At 33.1% G+C, this 18,211-nt stretch carries 16 protein-coding genes; 3 read left to right on the top strand and 13 right to left on the bottom strand.

The features are described from left to right. Position 1 precedes the first annotated feature (1 nt). From FA045_RS13915 to FA045_RS13875, 9 genes are all read right to left on the bottom strand, one after another. The gene (locus FA045_RS13915; RefSeq protein WP_136877690.1) at positions 2–1,132 is read right to left on the bottom strand and encodes a tetratricopeptide repeat protein; all 1,131 of its coding nucleotides are present in this window, start codon (positions 1,130–1,132) and stop codon (positions 2–4) included. Positions 1,133–1,247: 115 nt separating this feature from the next. Next, on the bottom strand, positions 1,248–2,333 hold the full coding sequence (locus FA045_RS13910; protein WP_136877689.1) for a tetratricopeptide repeat protein: 1,086 nt from the start codon (positions 2,331–2,333) through the stop codon (positions 1,248–1,250). Between the two features lie 29 nt (positions 2,334–2,362). Next, positions 2,363–4,954, bottom strand: a complete 2,592-nt coding sequence (gene gyrA / locus FA045_RS13905; protein ID WP_136877688.1) for a DNA gyrase subunit A — start codon at positions 4,952–4,954, stop codon at positions 2,363–2,365. Positions 4,955–5,187: 233 nt separating this feature from the next. Beyond that, positions 5,188–8,217, bottom strand: a complete 3,030-nt coding sequence (gene dnaE, locus FA045_RS13900; protein ID WP_136877687.1) for a DNA polymerase III subunit alpha — start codon at positions 8,215–8,217, stop codon at positions 5,188–5,190. A 99-nt stretch (positions 8,218–8,316) separates the two neighbouring features. Continuing rightward, on the bottom strand, positions 8,317–9,177 hold the full coding sequence (locus tag FA045_RS13895; RefSeq protein WP_136877686.1) for a bestrophin family protein: 861 nt from the start codon (positions 9,175–9,177) through the stop codon (positions 8,317–8,319). After that, a complete protein-coding gene (gene kynU / locus FA045_RS13890; RefSeq protein WP_136877685.1) occupies positions 9,178–10,461 on the bottom strand; it encodes a kynureninase in 1,284 nt (427 codons plus the stop codon). Positions 10,462–10,527: 66 nt separating this feature from the next. Then, positions 10,528–11,013, bottom strand: a complete 486-nt coding sequence (locus FA045_RS13885; protein WP_136877684.1) for a pyridoxamine 5'-phosphate oxidase family protein — start codon at positions 11,011–11,013, stop codon at positions 10,528–10,530. 63 nt (positions 11,014–11,076) lie between these two features. Beyond that, entirely contained in the window at positions 11,077–11,682 is a 606-nt protein-coding gene (locus FA045_RS13880; RefSeq protein WP_136877683.1) for a DNA-3-methyladenine glycosylase, read from the bottom strand. Further along, positions 11,675–12,172: a GAF domain-containing protein gene (locus FA045_RS13875; RefSeq protein ID WP_136877682.1), complete on the bottom strand. Its 498-nt coding sequence runs from the start codon at positions 12,170–12,172 to the stop codon at positions 11,675–11,677. The genes FA045_RS13880 and FA045_RS13875 overlap by 8 nt, the downstream gene beginning before the upstream one ends. Before the next feature lie 136 nt (positions 12,173–12,308). On the opposite strand from FA045_RS13875, the gene FA045_RS13870 reads away from it, so the two are divergent. The 3 genes from FA045_RS13870 (at position 12,309) to FA045_RS13860 (ending at position 15,813) form a co-directional block, all read left to right on the top strand. Next, positions 12,309–14,477: a S46 family peptidase gene (locus FA045_RS13870; RefSeq protein WP_136877755.1), complete on the top strand. Its 2,169-nt coding sequence runs from the start codon at positions 12,309–12,311 to the stop codon at positions 14,475–14,477. A gap of 86 nt (positions 14,478–14,563) precedes the next feature. Further along, positions 14,564–14,812, top strand: a complete 249-nt coding sequence (locus FA045_RS13865) for a hypothetical protein (RefSeq protein ID WP_136877681.1) — start codon at positions 14,564–14,566, stop codon at positions 14,810–14,812. Positions 14,813–15,174: 362 nt separating this feature from the next. Then, positions 15,175–15,813 (top strand): hypothetical protein, encoded by a 639-nt coding sequence (locus FA045_RS13860; RefSeq protein ID WP_136877680.1) that lies wholly within the window; start codon positions 15,175–15,177, stop codon positions 15,811–15,813. A gap of 6 nt (positions 15,814–15,819) precedes the next feature. On the opposite strand, the gene FA045_RS13855 is transcribed toward FA045_RS13860, so the two are convergent. The 4 genes from FA045_RS13855 to FA045_RS13840 are packed head-to-tail and all read right to left on the bottom strand — an operon-like array spanning position 15,820 to position 18,147. Further along, positions 15,820–16,281 carry an RES family NAD+ phosphorylase gene (locus tag FA045_RS13855; RefSeq protein WP_136877679.1) on the bottom strand — a complete coding sequence of 154 codons (462 nt, stop codon included), beginning with the start codon at positions 16,279–16,281 and terminating at the stop codon, positions 15,820–15,822. Positions 16,282–16,284: 3 nt separating this feature from the next. Further along, positions 16,285–16,716 carry a hypothetical protein gene (locus FA045_RS13850; RefSeq protein WP_136877678.1) on the bottom strand — a complete coding sequence of 144 codons (432 nt, stop codon included), beginning with the start codon at positions 16,714–16,716 and terminating at the stop codon, positions 16,285–16,287. 53 nt (positions 16,717–16,769) lie between these two features. Beyond that, positions 16,770–17,462, bottom strand: coding sequence for a Dph6-related ATP pyrophosphatase (locus tag FA045_RS13845; protein WP_136877677.1), 693 nt, complete (start codon positions 17,460–17,462; stop codon positions 16,770–16,772). Next, on the bottom strand, positions 17,455–18,147 hold the full coding sequence (locus tag FA045_RS13840; protein WP_136877676.1) for an SIR2 family NAD-dependent protein deacylase: 693 nt from the start codon (positions 18,145–18,147) through the stop codon (positions 17,455–17,457). Before FA045_RS13840 ends, FA045_RS13845 begins: the two co-directional genes overlap by 8 nt. Positions 18,148–18,211: the final 64 nt, after the last annotated feature.

Here is an 18,211-nt window from a genome sequence, read left to right as displayed (position 1 = left end):
ATTAAAATTCGTTTAATTTTCTCTTAAATTCTTGAACCCTATCTAATCTATTTTTTCTAGTGTAAATTTCGATTAGCAACTGTAAAGTATTTTTATCGTTCAAGTTTATTTCGTGTGCACGTTGTAAAATAAATTCGGCACGATTGATATGAGATATAAATTGTTTAGTCTCTTTTGATTTTAGTGCTTCATTGGCATTGTTAATGTATATTAAACCAAGTTGATACAGTGCATTAAAATAATTTCTATCTATATCCAGTGCTTTTTGGTAAGCTAATTCTGCAGCAGATTTATTATTTAACTGAGATTGCTGTAAATATCCATATAAGAAAAGTAATAATTTATTACGCTTATCTGTAATAATGGATCCTTCAATTATTTTAGTTGCTTTGTCATATCGCTCATTATCCAATAATAAATTAATATAATCATTGGTTAGAAATGGATGATATGGATTAACTGCCAAACCATCTTCGAGTGTTTTAATAGCCGCTTCGCTATCAAATTTTGACGCATAAATATTGGCCATATTTTGATATACAATAGGATTGCGTACACCGTTATCTTTGGCTCTTTTAAAATAAAGCAGCGCATCATTGTAAAGCTGTATGTTCTGCGCACATATACCCACATTAACTGCTAACGTGGTGTCTTTTGGCAAATAATCACTAACCTGTTTTAAATAGTTAAAAGCATTGGTAAAATCATTTTGCATAAACATTTTATTACCTTCATTTTGCTTTTTAATATTGATATTGTACGTTGCAGCTTTAATAAGCGATGAATTGGCCTGAAATTTATCTAATGTTGTGGCTTTTTCTAAAGCATCAGTAGCCAAGATAAAATGTTTATCTGCATTGTTATCACCATCAACCAAAGCAATGTAAGAACTTAGATATGCTTTTACCGCCCAGGTTTCTGGCCAATTTTTAGTTTTTTTATCATTCTCAGCTAGTTCAATGGCTTTAATACCCTCACCTATTATACTGAGTTGTTGTTTAATGTCTTCTTTTTTAGAAATACTAACCTGAAGTTTGCCTAAACTATTTTGTGCTAGCTGCACTTGTGTTTTTTGCGCAAATGCGTTGATGCTGGTTATAAATAATAGGTAAAATATATATTTGAAATTCATTTTAAAAGACTTATCCTACAAAAATAGTAAATTAAATTTTTATCGACCTCAATTAAGCTATTTTCACTTTACATAAAAAAAGGAAGGATTTTCATCCCTCCTTTTCTATTTTTAATTAGTTCTTTTTTGGTAAAGCGTCTAATCTTTTCTTTATTTCTTCGTAACTCTTAGTATCACCTTTAAAAGCGTATATTCTTGTTAAAATATCTAAACTAGGTTGGTGATTAGGATCTAGTTCTAAAGCTTTTGTAAAGTAAGGTAATGATTGATCAATCATTGCTACAACTTTAGCACTTTCAGCATTGTATTCTTTTACTTTTTTAGCATCAAGTTTATCTCTTTGCTTTTGAATTTCTAAAGCAGTATTAAAGTAAGTAGTACCTAATAAGTATTGATAAAGTGCATTTTTTGGATTATTTGCAATTAACTTTTGTAACGAAGCTTGCGATTTTTCGATATCGCCTCTTGAAATATAAATATCAGTTTCCATTGCAATTAAATCACCGTCATTAGGGTATTTTGCCAATGCTTCTGTTATTAAACCTAAAGCAGCCGTTGTATCTTTTAAATTAATTAAGTTTAAATTAATGATTTCCGTATAGTAATTTTTCGCATCAGGAACATTAAAACCAATCATTTTTTTAAAGTAAGTAATTGACTCAGGAAAGTTGTTATCCATTCTTGCTACAACAGCTGCATTTAAATACATTGAAGTATCAGTAGGATTAAGTTCAATCACTTCTTTAAAAGAGGCTAAGGCTGTTTTAAAATCTTTTTTGTTATATGCTCTTATAGCTCTACCAGTAACTGCATTACGAATATTTATTCTAGCAACTTCCAAATTATCTTTTTCTGTTTCTTTCGTATCAATGCTTTTAGTTTTTGCTATGGCTTCTTCAGCAATTTTTTGCTTAGCTATTGAGTTTTCATTGTTTACCGAATCTGTTACAGCAATAGATGAGGCAAATAATGCTCTATATGACCAAGCTTCTGGTAAAATACTTGATTTTTCATTAGCTATCGCTTTATCGGTATGTACTAAACCTTCATTTAGCGCCGCCATTGTTTTATCAAATTCACCTTTTCCTCCAGTAATGGTAAAAATACCCCATTTCTTTTTCGCTTCTGCAACTTCACTTTTTTGAGCATTTGCAAGTGTAGCGCTTCCTACAATTAATATACTTAAAAGTAATTTTTTCATGTTTTCTTTAATTTTTAATCTAAATTATATTAATTCTCTTCTGTTTTTTCTTCGTTGTTATCAGTATTGTTATCTTCTGAAGGAGTTTCATTCGATGGTGATGTTTTCTCTTCAGATGGCTCTTCCCCATCTACAATTTCTGCATCTTCTACCTCTTCAATATCATCTTCGTGCTCTATTTTAGCTACAGATGCAATTTCATCATTACCTTTTAAAGTAATTAAACGAACTCCTTGTGTTGCTCTACCCATTACACGTAACTCACTCACAACTATTCTAATAACAATACCAGATTTGTTGATAATCATTAAATCATCGGCATCTGTTACATTTTTAATAGCAACTAATGCGCCAGTTTTTTCAGTTACATTAATTGTTTTAACACCCTTACCTCCTCTATTGGTAACGCGATAATCATCAATGTCTGTACGTTTACCATAACCTTTTTCAGAAACTACCAATACAGTTGCTTCTGGGCTATCAATAGCAATCATACCCACAACCTCATCTTTATCATGTGCTAAAGTAACACCTCTTACTCCTGTTGCCGTTCTACCCATTGGTCTAACTGTACTTTCGTTAAAACGAATTGCCCTACCCGAACGCAGTGCCATTACAATTTCGCTGCTACCAGTTGTTAAACTTGCTTCTAATAATTGATCGCCTTCGTTAATGTTAATTGCATTGATACCATTTACACGCGGACGAGAATAAGCTTCTAAAGATGTTTTCTTAATGGTACCTTTTTTAGTACACATAATGATAAAGTTATTCTCTAAATAATCTTGATCTTTTAAGTTTTTAACCTTTATATAAGCTTTAACTTTCTCTTCTTTTGGTATGTTGATGATATTTTGTAAAGCTCTTCCTTTACTCAATCTACTTCCTTCTGGTATTTCATAAACTCTTAACCAGAAACATCTTCCCGCTTCGGTAAAGAACAACATGTAATTATGGTTAGAAGCAATTAATAAGTGCTCAATGAAATCTTCATTTCTAGAATCACTTCCTTTAGAGCCTTTACCACCTCTACCTTGCGTACGATATTCTGTAGCTGGGGTACGTTTAATATATCCTTCATGAGAGATGGTAATTACTACTTCTTCATCTTCAATGAAATCTTCCATGCTCATATCTTCTGCCGAATGAACAATCGTCGTTCTACGTTCATCGCCATATTTATCAAGCATTTCGGCTAATTCATCTTTAATAATCTGCATCCTTAAAGTTTCACTATCCAAAATTGATTTTAAATACTCGATAGTCTTCATCAACTCGGCATACTCTTCTTTAATTTTGTCTCGCTCCAGACCTGTTAATCTACGCAAGGTCATGTCTAAAATGGCTCTGGCTTGTATATCGCTCAAACCAAATTTTTCCATCAGCCCAAGTCTTGCTTCTTCAGGAGTATTTGATGCACGAATTAATTTAATTACTTCTTCAATATGATCTAAAGCAATTAATAAACCTTCTAAAATGTGAGCACGTTTTTCAGCCTCTGCTAATTCGTATTTCGTTCTACGTACAACAACTTCATGGCGGTGATCAACAAAATGGCGAATTAAATCTTTTAGGTTTAACATTTGCGGACGGCCATGAACCAACGCAATGTTATTTACACTAAAAGAAGTTTGTAAAGCGGTTTGTTTGTAAAGATTATTTAAAACGATGTTAGCATTTGCATCACGCTTAATTTCATATACAATACGTATACCGTCTTTGTTCGATTCATCTTTAATATTAGAAATGCCTTCCAATTTTTTCTCACCTACCAATTCAGCAGTACGCTCAATCATCATGGCTTTATTAACTTGGTAAGGTATTTCAGTTACGATAATTGTTTCTCTATCCTTAACCGTTTCAATTTCGGCTTTGGCACGCATTACAACACGACCTCTACCTGTTTCAAAAGCTTCTTGAACGCCCGAATAGCCATAAATAATTGCTCCAGTCGGGAAATCTGGGCCTTTTACATATTTCATTAACTCAGGGATGGTAATCTCTGTATTATCGATATAGGCAACAGTTGCGTTAATTACTTCGGTAATATTATGTGGCGCCATATTGGTAGCCATACCTACGGCAATACCCGATGATCCGTTAATTAAAAGATTTGGCACCTTAGCAGGAAGAACAGTTGGTTCTTGTAACGAATCATCAAAGTTTAGTTGAAAATCAACCGTATCTTTATTGATATCTGCCAACATATCTTCAGCCATTTTCTGGAAACGAGCCTCGGTATAACGCATGGCAGCTGGCGAATCACCATCAATTGAGCCGTAGTTACCTTGACCATCAACCATTAAATAACGTAAGCTCCACTCCTGCGCCATACGAACCATGGTCATATAAACAGAAGAGTCACCATGCGGGTGATACTTACCCAAAACCTCACCCACAATACGGGCAGATTTTTTATAAGGTTTTCCTGCTCCTAAACCTAAATCTAACATACCGTATAAAACCCGGCGGTGTACTGGTTTTAACCCGTCACGCACATCAGGCAAAGCCCTACTTACAATAACAGACATCGAATAATCGATGTAAGCAGACTTCATCTGCTCGTCTATATTTATTGAAATTATTTTGTCGTTCTCTTGATTTTCTAAATCTTCTGCCATAAATTTTTTGTGTTTTGCGTTTTGCGTGATGCAATAAGTGTTTAAAAACGCTTATCGCTAACTGCCAATCGCAATATAAATTAGGTTTTATTATAACCTTGCGAATTTAACAAAATAACCCTCAATATGCACCTATATGTGGAAAAGTTTTAGGGTTTTGAAAAATGAAGTTTTTAGGACTGATTAAGCGGAAATTTTTAATTTGGATACCCTCATCCCATGTTTTTATTCTATCAATTTGATTTGTTTAACTTTTGCTTCAACGGCTTGCTATCAGTTATCAATACCGGATTATCCTTAATTGGTAGTTTAGCAAACTTAATTACTTCGATACTTGGTACACCAAAATCTAATACCACTTTGCCTAAAATTAAATAACAACCTTTGCCCCTAAACGGATAAATAGGCGAACTGTTTGGGAAATGCGTAGTATCGAAGAAATTCCCTTCTATATCTATAAAAGTTCCGAACCACATTTTAGTGTTTTTAATAGTGTGTACTGTTTTATCGCACACAAAATTGCCCAACATTTTTACAACTTTACCTTCATGCTGCTCTAGATTTTTTGCTAAAATATCGCCGCGGTAATCTGTTTTTAATAAATCGAACATACCAAGGGTAAGCGGAAAACCCAATAATTCTAATTCTTGATAAGCATCTTCAATCTCACTATTAACCAACTCTGGTAAATTATAGGTCTTGCTTGGCGAATGAAATAGCTCTTTATCAGCTATTGCTTTTGTCTTTGAACCTAAATAATTATGCACCTCCCATAACAACTCTTTTTTGCTTTTACCTGTAAAGCGTAAAGCACCAATTCTAATCAGTATAATTGCTTGTTCTAAAGTGAGTTGTGTTCGTTTAATTAAATCTTCTAAATTAGTATATTTTCCATTATCTCTCCGCTCTTGCGGGATGATTTCAATCAACCTATTTTCTAATCCTTGAATGCCAACAAAGCCTAAATACACCTCTTCTCCATCAATGTTTACCACATTATCACTATGGTTTACGCAGGGTAAATTAACTTTTGCCCCTGTTTGCTGTAATGCATGTACATAAACCCAACGTTGGTAAAAGCCGCCATAATTATTTAGCACTGCTACCATAAATTCCATCGGATAATATGTTTTAAGATATAAACTCTGGTAACTTTCTACCGCAAAACTGGCCGAGTGCGCTTTAGAAAAACTGTAACCAGCAAAGCTGGATACCTGTCGCCAAACCTCTTTTGTTACTGTTTCATCTCTTCCTTTTTCTTTTGCTTTATCAAAAAAGCGCTGCACTAATTTATCAAATTCTATTTTAGAACGATATTTACCACTCATACCACGACGTAAAATATCCGCATCGGCCATATCTAAACCTGCGTAATGATGACAAATTCTAATTACATCTTCTTGATAAACCATTACCCCAAATGTTTCTTCTAATTGCTCTTTCATTACCGGATGCAAATATTTTACATTTTCTGGATCATGATAGCTCTGAATATATGTTTTCATCATTCCAGAACTGGCAACCCCAGGTCTAATGATCGAACTTGCAGCCACTAACGTGAGGTAATCTTCGCATGATAGCTTTTTAAGCAATTGCCGCATTGCTGGCGACTCGATATAAAAACAGCCAATTGGCGTACCTGCACTTAATTGAGCATTTAGTTTCGGGTCGTACCTAAAAGATTTAAAATCATGAATATCTACCCTTTCTTTCTTGTTTTTACGCACTAAACGAACTGCTTCTTTAATATGACCTATACCACGCTGGCTCAGGATATCATATTTATCTAAACCAATAAGTTCGGCTTCATACATATCCCATTGTACGGTTGGCATACCTTTTGGCGGTAAATCTAAAGCGGTGTAATAGGTAATCGGCTCTTCGCTAATTAAAATGCCACCTGCATGTATGGAGCGTTGGTTAGGCATTCCTTTCATCATCGTATTGATATAAAGAAGTTTATTAAAAACCACATTATCTGCATGTAAACGATCTTTTGTAGGGTCTGAAAAATCATCTATTTCTGCCTTTGGCAAACCCATCACCTTACCAATTTCTCTTATAATTGCCCGATCTTTAAAAGTGCTCATTGTACCTAAAAGTGCTGTATTTGAGCTTTGGTAGCGCTTAAAAATATAATCTTGTACATCTTCACGCTCATCCCAACTAAAATCAATATCAAAATCTGGTGGTGAAGTTCTTTTATGATTTAAAAACCTTTCAAAATAAAGATCTAATGAAATTGGATCTACGTCAGTTATTTTTAAGCAATACGCTACAATACTGTTTGCTCCAGAACCTCTGCCAACATGGTAATAACCTTTGCCCATTGCATAAGTAATCACATCCCAAGTAATTAAAAAATAGGCGCAAAAATCTAACTCAGCAATAACTTTTAGCTCTTTTTTTACTCTTGCAATGGCTTCTTTATTGTTTTTACCGTAACGATAAGTTACCCCTTCTATGGCAAGTTTAGTTAAGAGCGACAAATCATCCTTAACATTGCCAGTAAAAGTTTTTTTGTTTTTTTTGCCAAAAGTATATTCATCCATACAGCAACTTGCTAGTAATTGTTGTGTGTTTTCTACAATGAATTCATAATTTTCAAACTTTTGTTTAAGTTCATCTTCAGCTGTAAAAATTTCTTCCTCATGGCAACAATCAGCATCTTGTAGTTTTCCTAAAACTGTGCTTAAATCAATAGCCCTTAAGTATTTATGCAACCTATGTTCAAGTTTATTTTTAACTGTTACCGATTGCAAAACCACTAACTTATGCCTAATTTTTTCAATAGATTTTCCTACAATTTTATTGATCTCATTAGCTGTTATGCCTAAATATTCATTATCGTTTAATTCTTTTTTGTTACCAAAAGGAAAAACAATAAAAGCATTTTTAAACTCACTAGGTTGGTTGGGTAGCGGTAATTGATTAAGGTTGTAATAGGTTAAAAAATCATTTAACTCTTTCATTCCCTCTTTATTTTTGGCAATGCCAATATATAATAGCTGATGCGCTCTTTTAAACTCTATTCCAATAATAGGTTTAATTGGATAAGCAGATTTGGTAATGTTACCAGCTTCGTCTTTTGCATCTAACCCTTCTTTTCGACAAAGCCGAATAAATTCCATGCAACCTGTAGAGTTGTTAATGTCTGTTAATACAAATTGATGAATATTTTTAGCTCTCGCTTCAGCAATCAATGTTTCTATGTTCATTGTGCCATAACGAAGGCTATATTGAGAATGAACATTTAAAAACATATTTTTCGGTTATAGAAAACTTAGCGAAGATTAACTTTTATAAAGTTACCTCGCCAAAGCATTCATCGAGAAATAAGTTATCTACATTTTATTGATAAATCAACTTAAAATTTCGCCAACATGTTTTTCGATATTATTGCATATTGTAGCTACTGGTAAATCATTAGCATCCTCGCCAAAAGGATTTTCAATTTCTTCTGCTATTAACTCTAAACTGGCCAAAACATATAAAATAAAAGGTACAATTGGTACTACAAAATAGCCTAAACTAAAAACCCATCCTATCGGCAAGGTTAAAACATAAATAAAAATGAATTTTTTAATAAATGCGCTATAAGAATATGGTATGGGTGTATTTTTAATCCTTTCGCAACCGCCACAAATATCTGTAAATTGATTAGCGTCGTTACTTAATGTAATTAACTGCTCTTGAGAAATTCTTCCTTTAGCCTGCAACTCATAAAGCTTTATTGTTAAGCTAGTTGCAATTTGATTAGGAATATGTTTTCCTCCATCAACTTCAATTAAAAAGCTATCTTTTCCAAAATAAAGTTTCTCTCGCAAATGTTCTTTTAAGGCAAAAGCATATTTCGGGATACCATACTTAAAAAACTCATTATCTTCATTTGATAAGTTTAGTGCTTTAATTTTAATGGCAAAATTTCTACTCACGTTAGTTAAAGATCCTAGCAATCTTCTGCCTTCCCACCATCTATCGTAAGATGTATTTGTTCTAAAAACTAAAAGCATTGAGATTACAAAACCCAAAAGGTTATGCATCATACCCACATTTTTGATATATGTTGTTTCTGCTAGTTTTAAATAATTAAGCTCTAAATATGCAATGATAGCCGAAAATACTGCTATACTTAACATTAAAGGCCATAGCTTTCTAAAAGTATCTGCTTTATGAATGTGGAAGATAAAACTCACCCATTCTTTTGGATTGTAGTTGATCATTTATAGCGATTGACTAATTTTTAACAATAATTCTCCGGTTCTAAAGACATCTTCAAAACTGTTATACATTGGTACTGGACTTAAACGAATAACATTAGGTTCACGCCAATCGCCAAGTACGTTATTGGCTACTAAAGCATCAAATATTTGTTTCCCATTTGCTTTGGCAATGATAGAAACTTGAGCGCCTCGATCTTCCACTTTATCAGGTGTTATAATCTTAAACTGCTCTTCTCCTAATTCTTTATTATCTTGATTGATAATGTAAAATAGATAAGATGTTAAAGTAATACTTTTAGCTCTAAGTGCTTCTATAAAACCAGCCTTTTCAAATAATTGTAATGAGGCATGATATAAAGCCATTGGCATAACCTGGGTACAACTTACTTGCCAACCATCGGCTCCAACTTCTGGCACAAAACCTTTTTCCATCTTAAAGCGTTGTGCCTCTTTATAGCCCCACCATCCCGCAAAGCGATGTAACTTTTCATTAGTAAAATGTTTTTCGTGAACAAAAATCCCACTTATACCACCCGGGCCAGCATTTTGATATTTATAAGAACACCAGCAAGCAAAATCAACATCCCAATTGTGCAACTTTAATGGCACATTTCCAGCTGCATGAGCTAAATCAAAACCCACTATAGCACCAATATCATGTCCTGCTTTAGTTATTGCAGGCATATCAAACCATTGCCCCGTAAAATAATTAATACCTCCAAATAATACCAACGCAATTTCATCCGCATTATCTTTTATTGTATTTAAGATATCTTCAGTTCTTAATATATATTCTCCTTCTCGTGGTTTCACTTCAATTATTGCATCAGCGGGATCAAAACCATGAAAACGAATTTGACTTTCAATTGCATATTGGTCTGAGGGAAAAGCTCCACCCTCCATGATAATTTTATATTTTTTCGCCTTTGGCTGATAAAAACTAACCATTAATAAATGTAGATTTACAGTTAGCGTATTCATCGGACAAACTTCAATATCTTTTGCACCAACAATTGGAGCCATCAGCTTTTTGAGTTCTTTATGATAAAACATCCAAGGCGAATTGCCATCAAACCAACCTTCTACAGCTAAGTTCTGCCAATTATCTAGTTGCGTATTTAAAACCTGCTTTGCTACTTTAGGTTGTAAGCCTAAAGAATTGCCACACAAATAGATAAATGGCTTACCATTATGCTGTGGAAACAAGTATTCATTTCTCATTTTACCTAATGAATCATGCTGATCTAAATCTTGTGCAAATGCTAAATTGTTTTCAAAATTCATGTTCCAATAATAACAAAAAAAAGCCTAACCCTAAGGCTAGACTTTTCATCAGTAAATCATTTTATATTAAAATTTAATTTTATCATGCTCACCCATATCAGGAGTATTGCCTGTTACAATTGCTTTGAGCATTTGAAAAGCAACTACCATTTTACTTGATGAAGAATCCCAGTATTCTGCAACCGAAGGAGTAACTTTAATCAATATCAAATTCGGATCGTCTGCACCTTCTGGAAACCATGCCTTAACAAATGGCGAAAAATAAGCTTCTTTTCTAGTTTGATCATCAACTAACTCTGCTTTTCCATTAATATAGATGTAAGTGTTATTTGATGGATCGCTATAGCCTAAATTTACCTCGTTATCCTTTGATATTTCTTTAGATTTAGGAGAATATTCGTTTGTAAAAAACCAAATACTTCCATCATCTTCTATTTTTGCTGTTCCCATTGGTCTACTGTGAAAACCATCATCAGTTAATGTATTGAACATGCAAATTCTTACTTTTTCTGCCATTTCTTTAAGTATGGCTATATTTTTTTCGTTTTTCATCGCTTTTGTTTTTATACTAAACAGCAGCGCTTCTGAAAAGTTTTTTATCAAAAATAGAAATGATTAAGAATTTGGCTTGCTTACAAATTGACTTCCCTTAATGTAAAAACGCCAAGGCAATAATGCATTATCTTGTGCATAAGCTACACCCACCCTTGGAGATGCGATGATCTGAGTATTTCTGTATTTTGTTTTAACATCTTCAATCCAAACTTCATCACCTAATAAATCTTTGGCATTGAGATTTTTATCTATCCCCAAAGCTTTAGCCAGCGCCCCTGGTCCAGCAGTAATTTTAGGAGCTAAACTTTGCATGTTTCTTCTCTTAAACATAGTTGATAGACCATCTGTTGGCTCTAAACCACGAATTAAAACAGCATGAGGGCTTCCTTCTACTCCAGTAACAACGTTAAAAAGATGATGAATACCATAACACAAATATACATAAGAAATTCCTCCTGTTTTATACATGGTTGATGTTCGAGGTGTAAAACGACCATTATAAGCATGAGATGCCTTATCGATTATACCATTATAAGCTTCGGTTTCTACTATAATTCCGCCAGTTAATTCTCCATTAATTAATGTAAATAATTTTTTACCTAATAACTGCTTGGCTAAACTAATTACATCTTCTTGTTGATAAAACGAATACGGTAATTTAGGCATCTAAAAATTTAATAATTTGATTTAAATACTTGCCATCAACTTCATCAAAGTGAGCAAGATATTCGCTATCAACATCTAAAACGCCAATAATGTTTCCGTTTTGATAAACAGGCAATACAATTTCAGATTTTGAAGCAGAAGCACAAGCAATATGACCTGGAAACTCATCAACATCAGGAACAATTAGAATTTCATTTTTTAACCAAGAAGATCCGCAAACACCTTTTCCCTTTTTAATTCTGGTGCAAGCAACAGGACCTTGGAAAGGACCAAGTACTAATTCTTGTCCACCGGCTGGTGTGGCATCGTTTTTAACCAAATAAAAACCTACCCAAAACCAATTAAACTGCTCTTTTAATGCCGCACAAATATTTGCCATGTTAGCAATTTGATCAGTTTCACCATAAAGTAATGCTTCAATTTGAGGAATTAACGATTGGTATTGTTGCTCTTTACTGCCAGTTTTGGCAATTGTTAAATCTTCGGCCATGCCACAAAGTTAGTAAATGATTAAACAATTAAAATTTTGTAAGGAGTAATTAACATTTAAAAGACTAATCAACAATGGATGATAACATCCTATAAAATTATTAGCTTTGAAATTTACCAGTATAACACACAAGATGATGAACAAGAAAACCTTATTAATTACTTTAATCTTAATTGGCGGATTTATACAATTTGGCTACAACTTTAGGGAAGAAGGAATGTTTCCGCTAAGCGAAATAAGTAAAATAGATTTAAAAAAAGCGGGACTAAAAATTGAAGTCAATGAAGTCTATAATCCTAACGGGATAAGTGTGGTTGACGCGTTAGTAAATGTAGGCGGTTGCACTGGTTCTTTTGTATCTAACGAAGGATTAATTATTACAAATCACCATTGTGCTTTTAGTGCCGTACAATTAGCCAGCACACCAGAAAATGATTATTTAAATAACGGTTTTGTGGCCAAAACAAAAGAACAAGAGCTTGAAGCAAAAGGCTTAACTTGTCGAATTACTGATAGTTATGAAGATGTATCTGATAAGGTTTTAGGAGCTGTTGCGCAAATTGAAGATCCGGCTTCGAGATTACAAATGATTAATAATGCAATGAAGAATATTGCCTTAGAAGCAGAAAAAAACGATCCAAGTATTAAAGCTGAAGTATCAGAAATGTTTATAGGAAAAAGCTACGTGTTGTTTAAATACAAAACTATTTTAGATGTACGTTTAGTTTACATTCCAAATAGAAAAATTGGTGAGTTTGGTGGCGAGACTGATAATTGGGTTTGGCCTCGTCATACTGGTGATTATTCGTTTATGAGAGCTTATGTTAGTAAAGACGGTAAGCCAGCTAAATATTCAAAAGACAACATCCCTTACACACCTAAAAAGTTTTTGAAGGTAAATCCAGTCGGAACCACAGAAGAAGATTTTGTGTTTATTTTAGGCTACCCAGGTAAAACGTTTCGTCATCGCCCTGCGCAATTTATAGCTTATCAGCAAAAATATCTATTGCCCTACACTTCTGAATTATATGATTTTCAGAATGCTACTATGGAAAATGTAGGTAAAAAAGATAAAGCAACAGAACTGAAATTAGCAACTAGAATTAAAAGAAACGCCAATGTGATGAAAAATTACAGAGGTAAATTGAAAGGATTAAAAGATATTGATCTTGTTGGACAAAAAACTCAAGAAGATGCAGATTTAGCACAATTTATAAACAACAATTTAGACATTAAAGCTAGATATGGTAATTTAATGACTGATATAGACCAATTGTACAAACAGATTAATGGCGATGTTTACCGAGACATGTGGTTTGGCCAAATTTACACTTCAACAAGCTTACTTAATGTATCAAAACAAATAAATGCATTCAAAACCGAAATCGAAAAGCAACCTTCATCGCAAAAAGAAGTGTTTTTTAACAATAATATTGATAAATTAAAACAAAGTATAAATGTAGTTTATGATGCTTTTGATGTTGATGCTGACCGAAGAATTTTTAAGAAAATGATGACAGATGCAGCTGTTTTAAGTTCAAATCAAAGAATAAATGCAGTTGATAAAATAGTTAATAAAGGATCTAGCAATGAAGCTATGATTAATGATTACATAAATGACACTTTTGGCTTAACAAAGTTGAAGGATAAAAATTACGTTTTTAACAACCTTTTAAAATCAGCAAAGGCATTAAATGATTACAATGATGGATTATTGCTATTGGAGAAAGACATTGCTAAACAAATTGCAGAACTTAAACCTGAAAAAGACAGAAGAGAAGGTGTTTTAAATAAGTTAATGGGCGATTATGTAAATGTTAAAGAAAAGTTCTTGAAAAAAGACTTTATACCCGACGCCAATAGTACATTGAGATTAACCTATGGCTATGTTAGAGGTTATTCTCCTGCTGATGCAAGTTTTATGGCTCCTTACACAACGATCAAAGGAATTTTAGAAAAAGGCGCTGGCGGAAACCCAGATTTTGCTTATCCAAATATGATCAAAACACTCTGGGATCAAAAAGATTTTGGAATTTTCGCTAAAAAAGAACTGAACGATGTGCCTGTAGCATTTTTATACAATATGGATACTACTGGAGGAAACTCTGGTTCGCCGATTATGAATGCCAATGGAGAATTAATTGGGGTAAATTTCGACAGAGCTTATGGTGCTACGATAAATGATTATGCTTGGAATGAAAAATACAGTCGCTCTATTGGTGTTGATATTAGATATGTTTTATGGGTTGCATCTAAAATTGACAAGGCTGATTTTCTACTTGCAGAAATGGGAGTAAAATTATAATTATATTACAAAATTTTTGAGCAGATCATCATTAAAAAATTCAACTGATGATCTGCTAATCTAACAACAACTTAACCATAAAATAAATGAGAGTTATTGCCGAATTACCACATCCAGATTTTAAGATTACCTTATTCAATATGAACCAAAAATATATTGTAAAATTTGAACAAGGACAATTAGAACAGAGCTATAAATTATCAGAGTTAGACCTGACGGGAGGTGGAGCAAATGAAGTATTCGAGATGATGGATGATGAATTTTTAGCTACAGTTACAGAGCGATTTAAAACAATGAGATTTGATTTTTCTGCAGCCTACAAAAGACAACAGTAATTATTTATATAATCAACGTAACTCATTGTAATTTAGCACCTATAATTCATAAACAAAATTTAATTCTGAAATATTAATATTAAAAGCAGTTCTTCGGGGCTTAATTATAAATAATAAATTAAACTGAAAATATATAACTATCTGTTTATTAATCTAATAAAAAGATAAGAAGAATATTATTTGGTAAAGCTAATACGCCAAATAATTGGGAGGTTTGCCTAATTATAGCTTATTTTATTTTAATTTGTTAAGATGCAATTTCAAAATCAAATTACTGTTTTTAAAGCAAAATAAGCTTATAAATTTTTGCACTTAAAACAAAACCTCCACTCCTTTGTTGTTCGTGTAAAATCTAAATTAACATGAAAAAATATTTTTTATCAATAGCGCTAATTGGTGCAATAATACTAGGCACAAATCAATCTAAAGCTCAAGATAATTCGGTAAGAAAAGACAAATTATACACCATGAGTGGATTGGGCTTCTCTTTCCCTGTCGGAGAAACAGCTGATTATTTTAAACCTAAATTTTCAACTTCAATAGGTATAAATTTAGGCTTAGGAAATGGAGGATTATTTCTTTATCCAAAAGCAAGTTTACATGCCTATAGTTTTAATGAAATAACACCAGATGCAGGCTATAATGTTGCTTTACAAAAAGGAAGAGCTACAACATATTTACTAAACCTTGCATTAGGTTACAGAAAAATGAGTGGCAAATTTGCTTTTTATGGTTTTGCAGGTGGCGGAGGAGGAATAATTTTAACACCACGAGCTACAATAAACGCTGCAACTGCTCAAGTTGAGCTAGACAATAAAAGCAATGGAATGGGAATGATTGAGGCCGGTGCAGGCACAGAATACAACATAGGTGGAGCTGTATTATTTATAGAAACTAGTTACATGAATGGTTTTAGCAAAATACAAAACAGAAACTTTAACGCAGTACCTATAAGCGTTGGCATTAAACCTAATTTGAGCAAATTGTTCAATAAAAAATAATTTAACTTATGATGATAGTAGATTGATCAGTCGGTGCTCGGTTGTAAAATCTACTACCTCATGAAATATAACGCTACTTAGTTTTGTAGCATTTACGTTAATTACCACGTTAAATTCTGGCTCAATAATAGATGATGGCACTTTAAAAGCCAAAACACTTAAATCAGCTAATAATTGTTGACCCAGCCATTGAGAATATTCTATATCATCAGCCCAATCTTTTTTTAACTTTTTTACATCAACTTCAAAAATAAGATCGTTTGGCACTTCTATCTTCAGCAAAGCTAGATTAAGCATACTTTCCGCTCCTTTTGCGTATATAAATTTTTCTAAAAATGCTAAAGAAATATGTTCGCTAGTGTATAAACATGGTACATTTATTTCATTCCATCTTCCGCCAAATAATTTTGCGCCAATGCCTTCCCTATCGTTTATATATTTTTTATCAGCTATACGATAAACAATCATAAATTAGATATATACGCCGTAAGCCATACGACCTAACTCATTACTTATTAATTTAACACCCCAAAATGATTTAAGTGAGGCAAAGTTTAGTGTGTGCTGTAAAACCTGCTTAGAGGACGTTAGCCAATTTTTAACTTTTTCTGGCTGTACAAATAGCTCTATAGCTAAATTAGCCATATTATCTAATTGCTGAAGATGCTCAGCATATAAGCCCTCAAAAGGTTTACTATCTTTAATGTACCGCTGTAAAGTACGATCACTGATGTGTAATATATCAGCCCATTCTACTTGGCTGAATAATAATTTTTTACTTAACAACTCGAATTTGCTAACGGAAAATTCTATTAATTTAGGACTGCTAACATATAGCACCTCTGGCTCTGATGCAATAGTAAAATTACTGATATCTGGCTTGTTGTAATTGAGAGATTTCATAGTTAAACATTTTGTCTATCCAAGTTACGACATTTTTCGTATTATTCAAATTTTTATTCAAATAAATCTATAAACCAATAACCCGTTGGTATTTCGCTTCCAGTAGGATTTGGATATGTTCTTAGAACTTTCTCTCCGATGTTAAACTTAATCGGCTCTGAAAATATTGGTCCATCAAAAACAAAAGTATGAAACTCTCCATTTTCGCCGCAAGGATCTATTTCTTTTGGTAAATCATCTAAAAATGATTGATCTATTATTCTACCGCAAAAATCTTCTAAACCTGCTTGCGCACAAACCACTATTGTTTTGTAACCTAAAGTTATAAATTCATTAATTAGAGCTGAGCTATCTTTTTTCCAAAGTGGAAAAATAGCTTTTATATTATTCTTTTGGAGCTGTTTTTCACGATATTCTTTTAAATCTTCTAAAAAAATATCACCAAAAATTGAGTGGTTAATACCCTGATTTTTAAAAAAATTCATTTGGTTACCCAGTTCGGTTTCATAAACTTCCATACTCACCATTTCTGGTAATTCCAACTGAACAAGATTGAAACCTAAACTCTTGGCCTGCTTTGTTAGTAAAGAGGTTCTAACTCCATGCATCGACACTCTTTTAAAAGCTCCATTAACGGTTGTAAGCAAATATTTTACATCAAATAAATCTTCTTTTAAAATATGATGAAGTGCTAAGCAGCTATCTTTACCACCACTCCAGTTAAATACGGCTGGTATTTTATTCATTTTCAGTAAGCAGATGGTAAACTTCTTTTAATCCAGCAGTTGCTGATTTTTCTATTTTAATTATATTTTGAACGTAACCTACCGATGGGATATTTGGATCAATAATGTATTTGGGAACATCCTTTGGCACAAAATCAATCAATCCAGCTGCTGGATAAACAACCAAAGAAGTACCAATAACCATAAAAATATCTGCCTGCTCACAAATGGCAGCAGCAGTTTCTATCATAGGTACTGCTTCTCCAAACCAAACTACATGTGGTCTTAGTTGCGAACCTAATTCACAAATATCGCCATTGCTAATTGTATCGCCATTAATAGGATAAAGTAAATTAGGATTTAAATCTGATTGCGAAAAAGTGATTATTCCGTGCAAATGTGTGATTTGAGTAGATCCTGCCCTTTCGTGTAAATCATCGATATTTTGAGTGATGATGAAAACTTCAAAATCTTCTTCTAGCTGTGCTAAAATTAAATGAGATTCATTTGGCTCGGCACTTAAAACCTGCTTCCTTCTTTCATTATAAAATTGCTGCACCAAATTTGGGTTTCTCTCCCAAGCTTCTGGCGTAGCCACATCCATAATATTATATCCTTCCCATAATCCATCACTATCTCTAAAGGTTTTTAATCCGCTTTCTGCACTAATGCCAGCACCTGTTAAAACAACTAATCGCTTTTTCATTTTACTAATTTAACAAAAAACCCTTCTGCATTTTAATTACAGAAGGGTTTTAAATATAAGCTTT

Origin of the sequence: Pedobacter cryotolerans (assembly GCF_005116475.1) — a bacterium.
Lineage (GTDB): Bacteria > Bacteroidota > Bacteroidia > Sphingobacteriales > Sphingobacteriaceae > Pedobacter > Pedobacter cryotolerans.
This window is presented reverse-complemented; position numbering and strand designations above follow the sequence as displayed.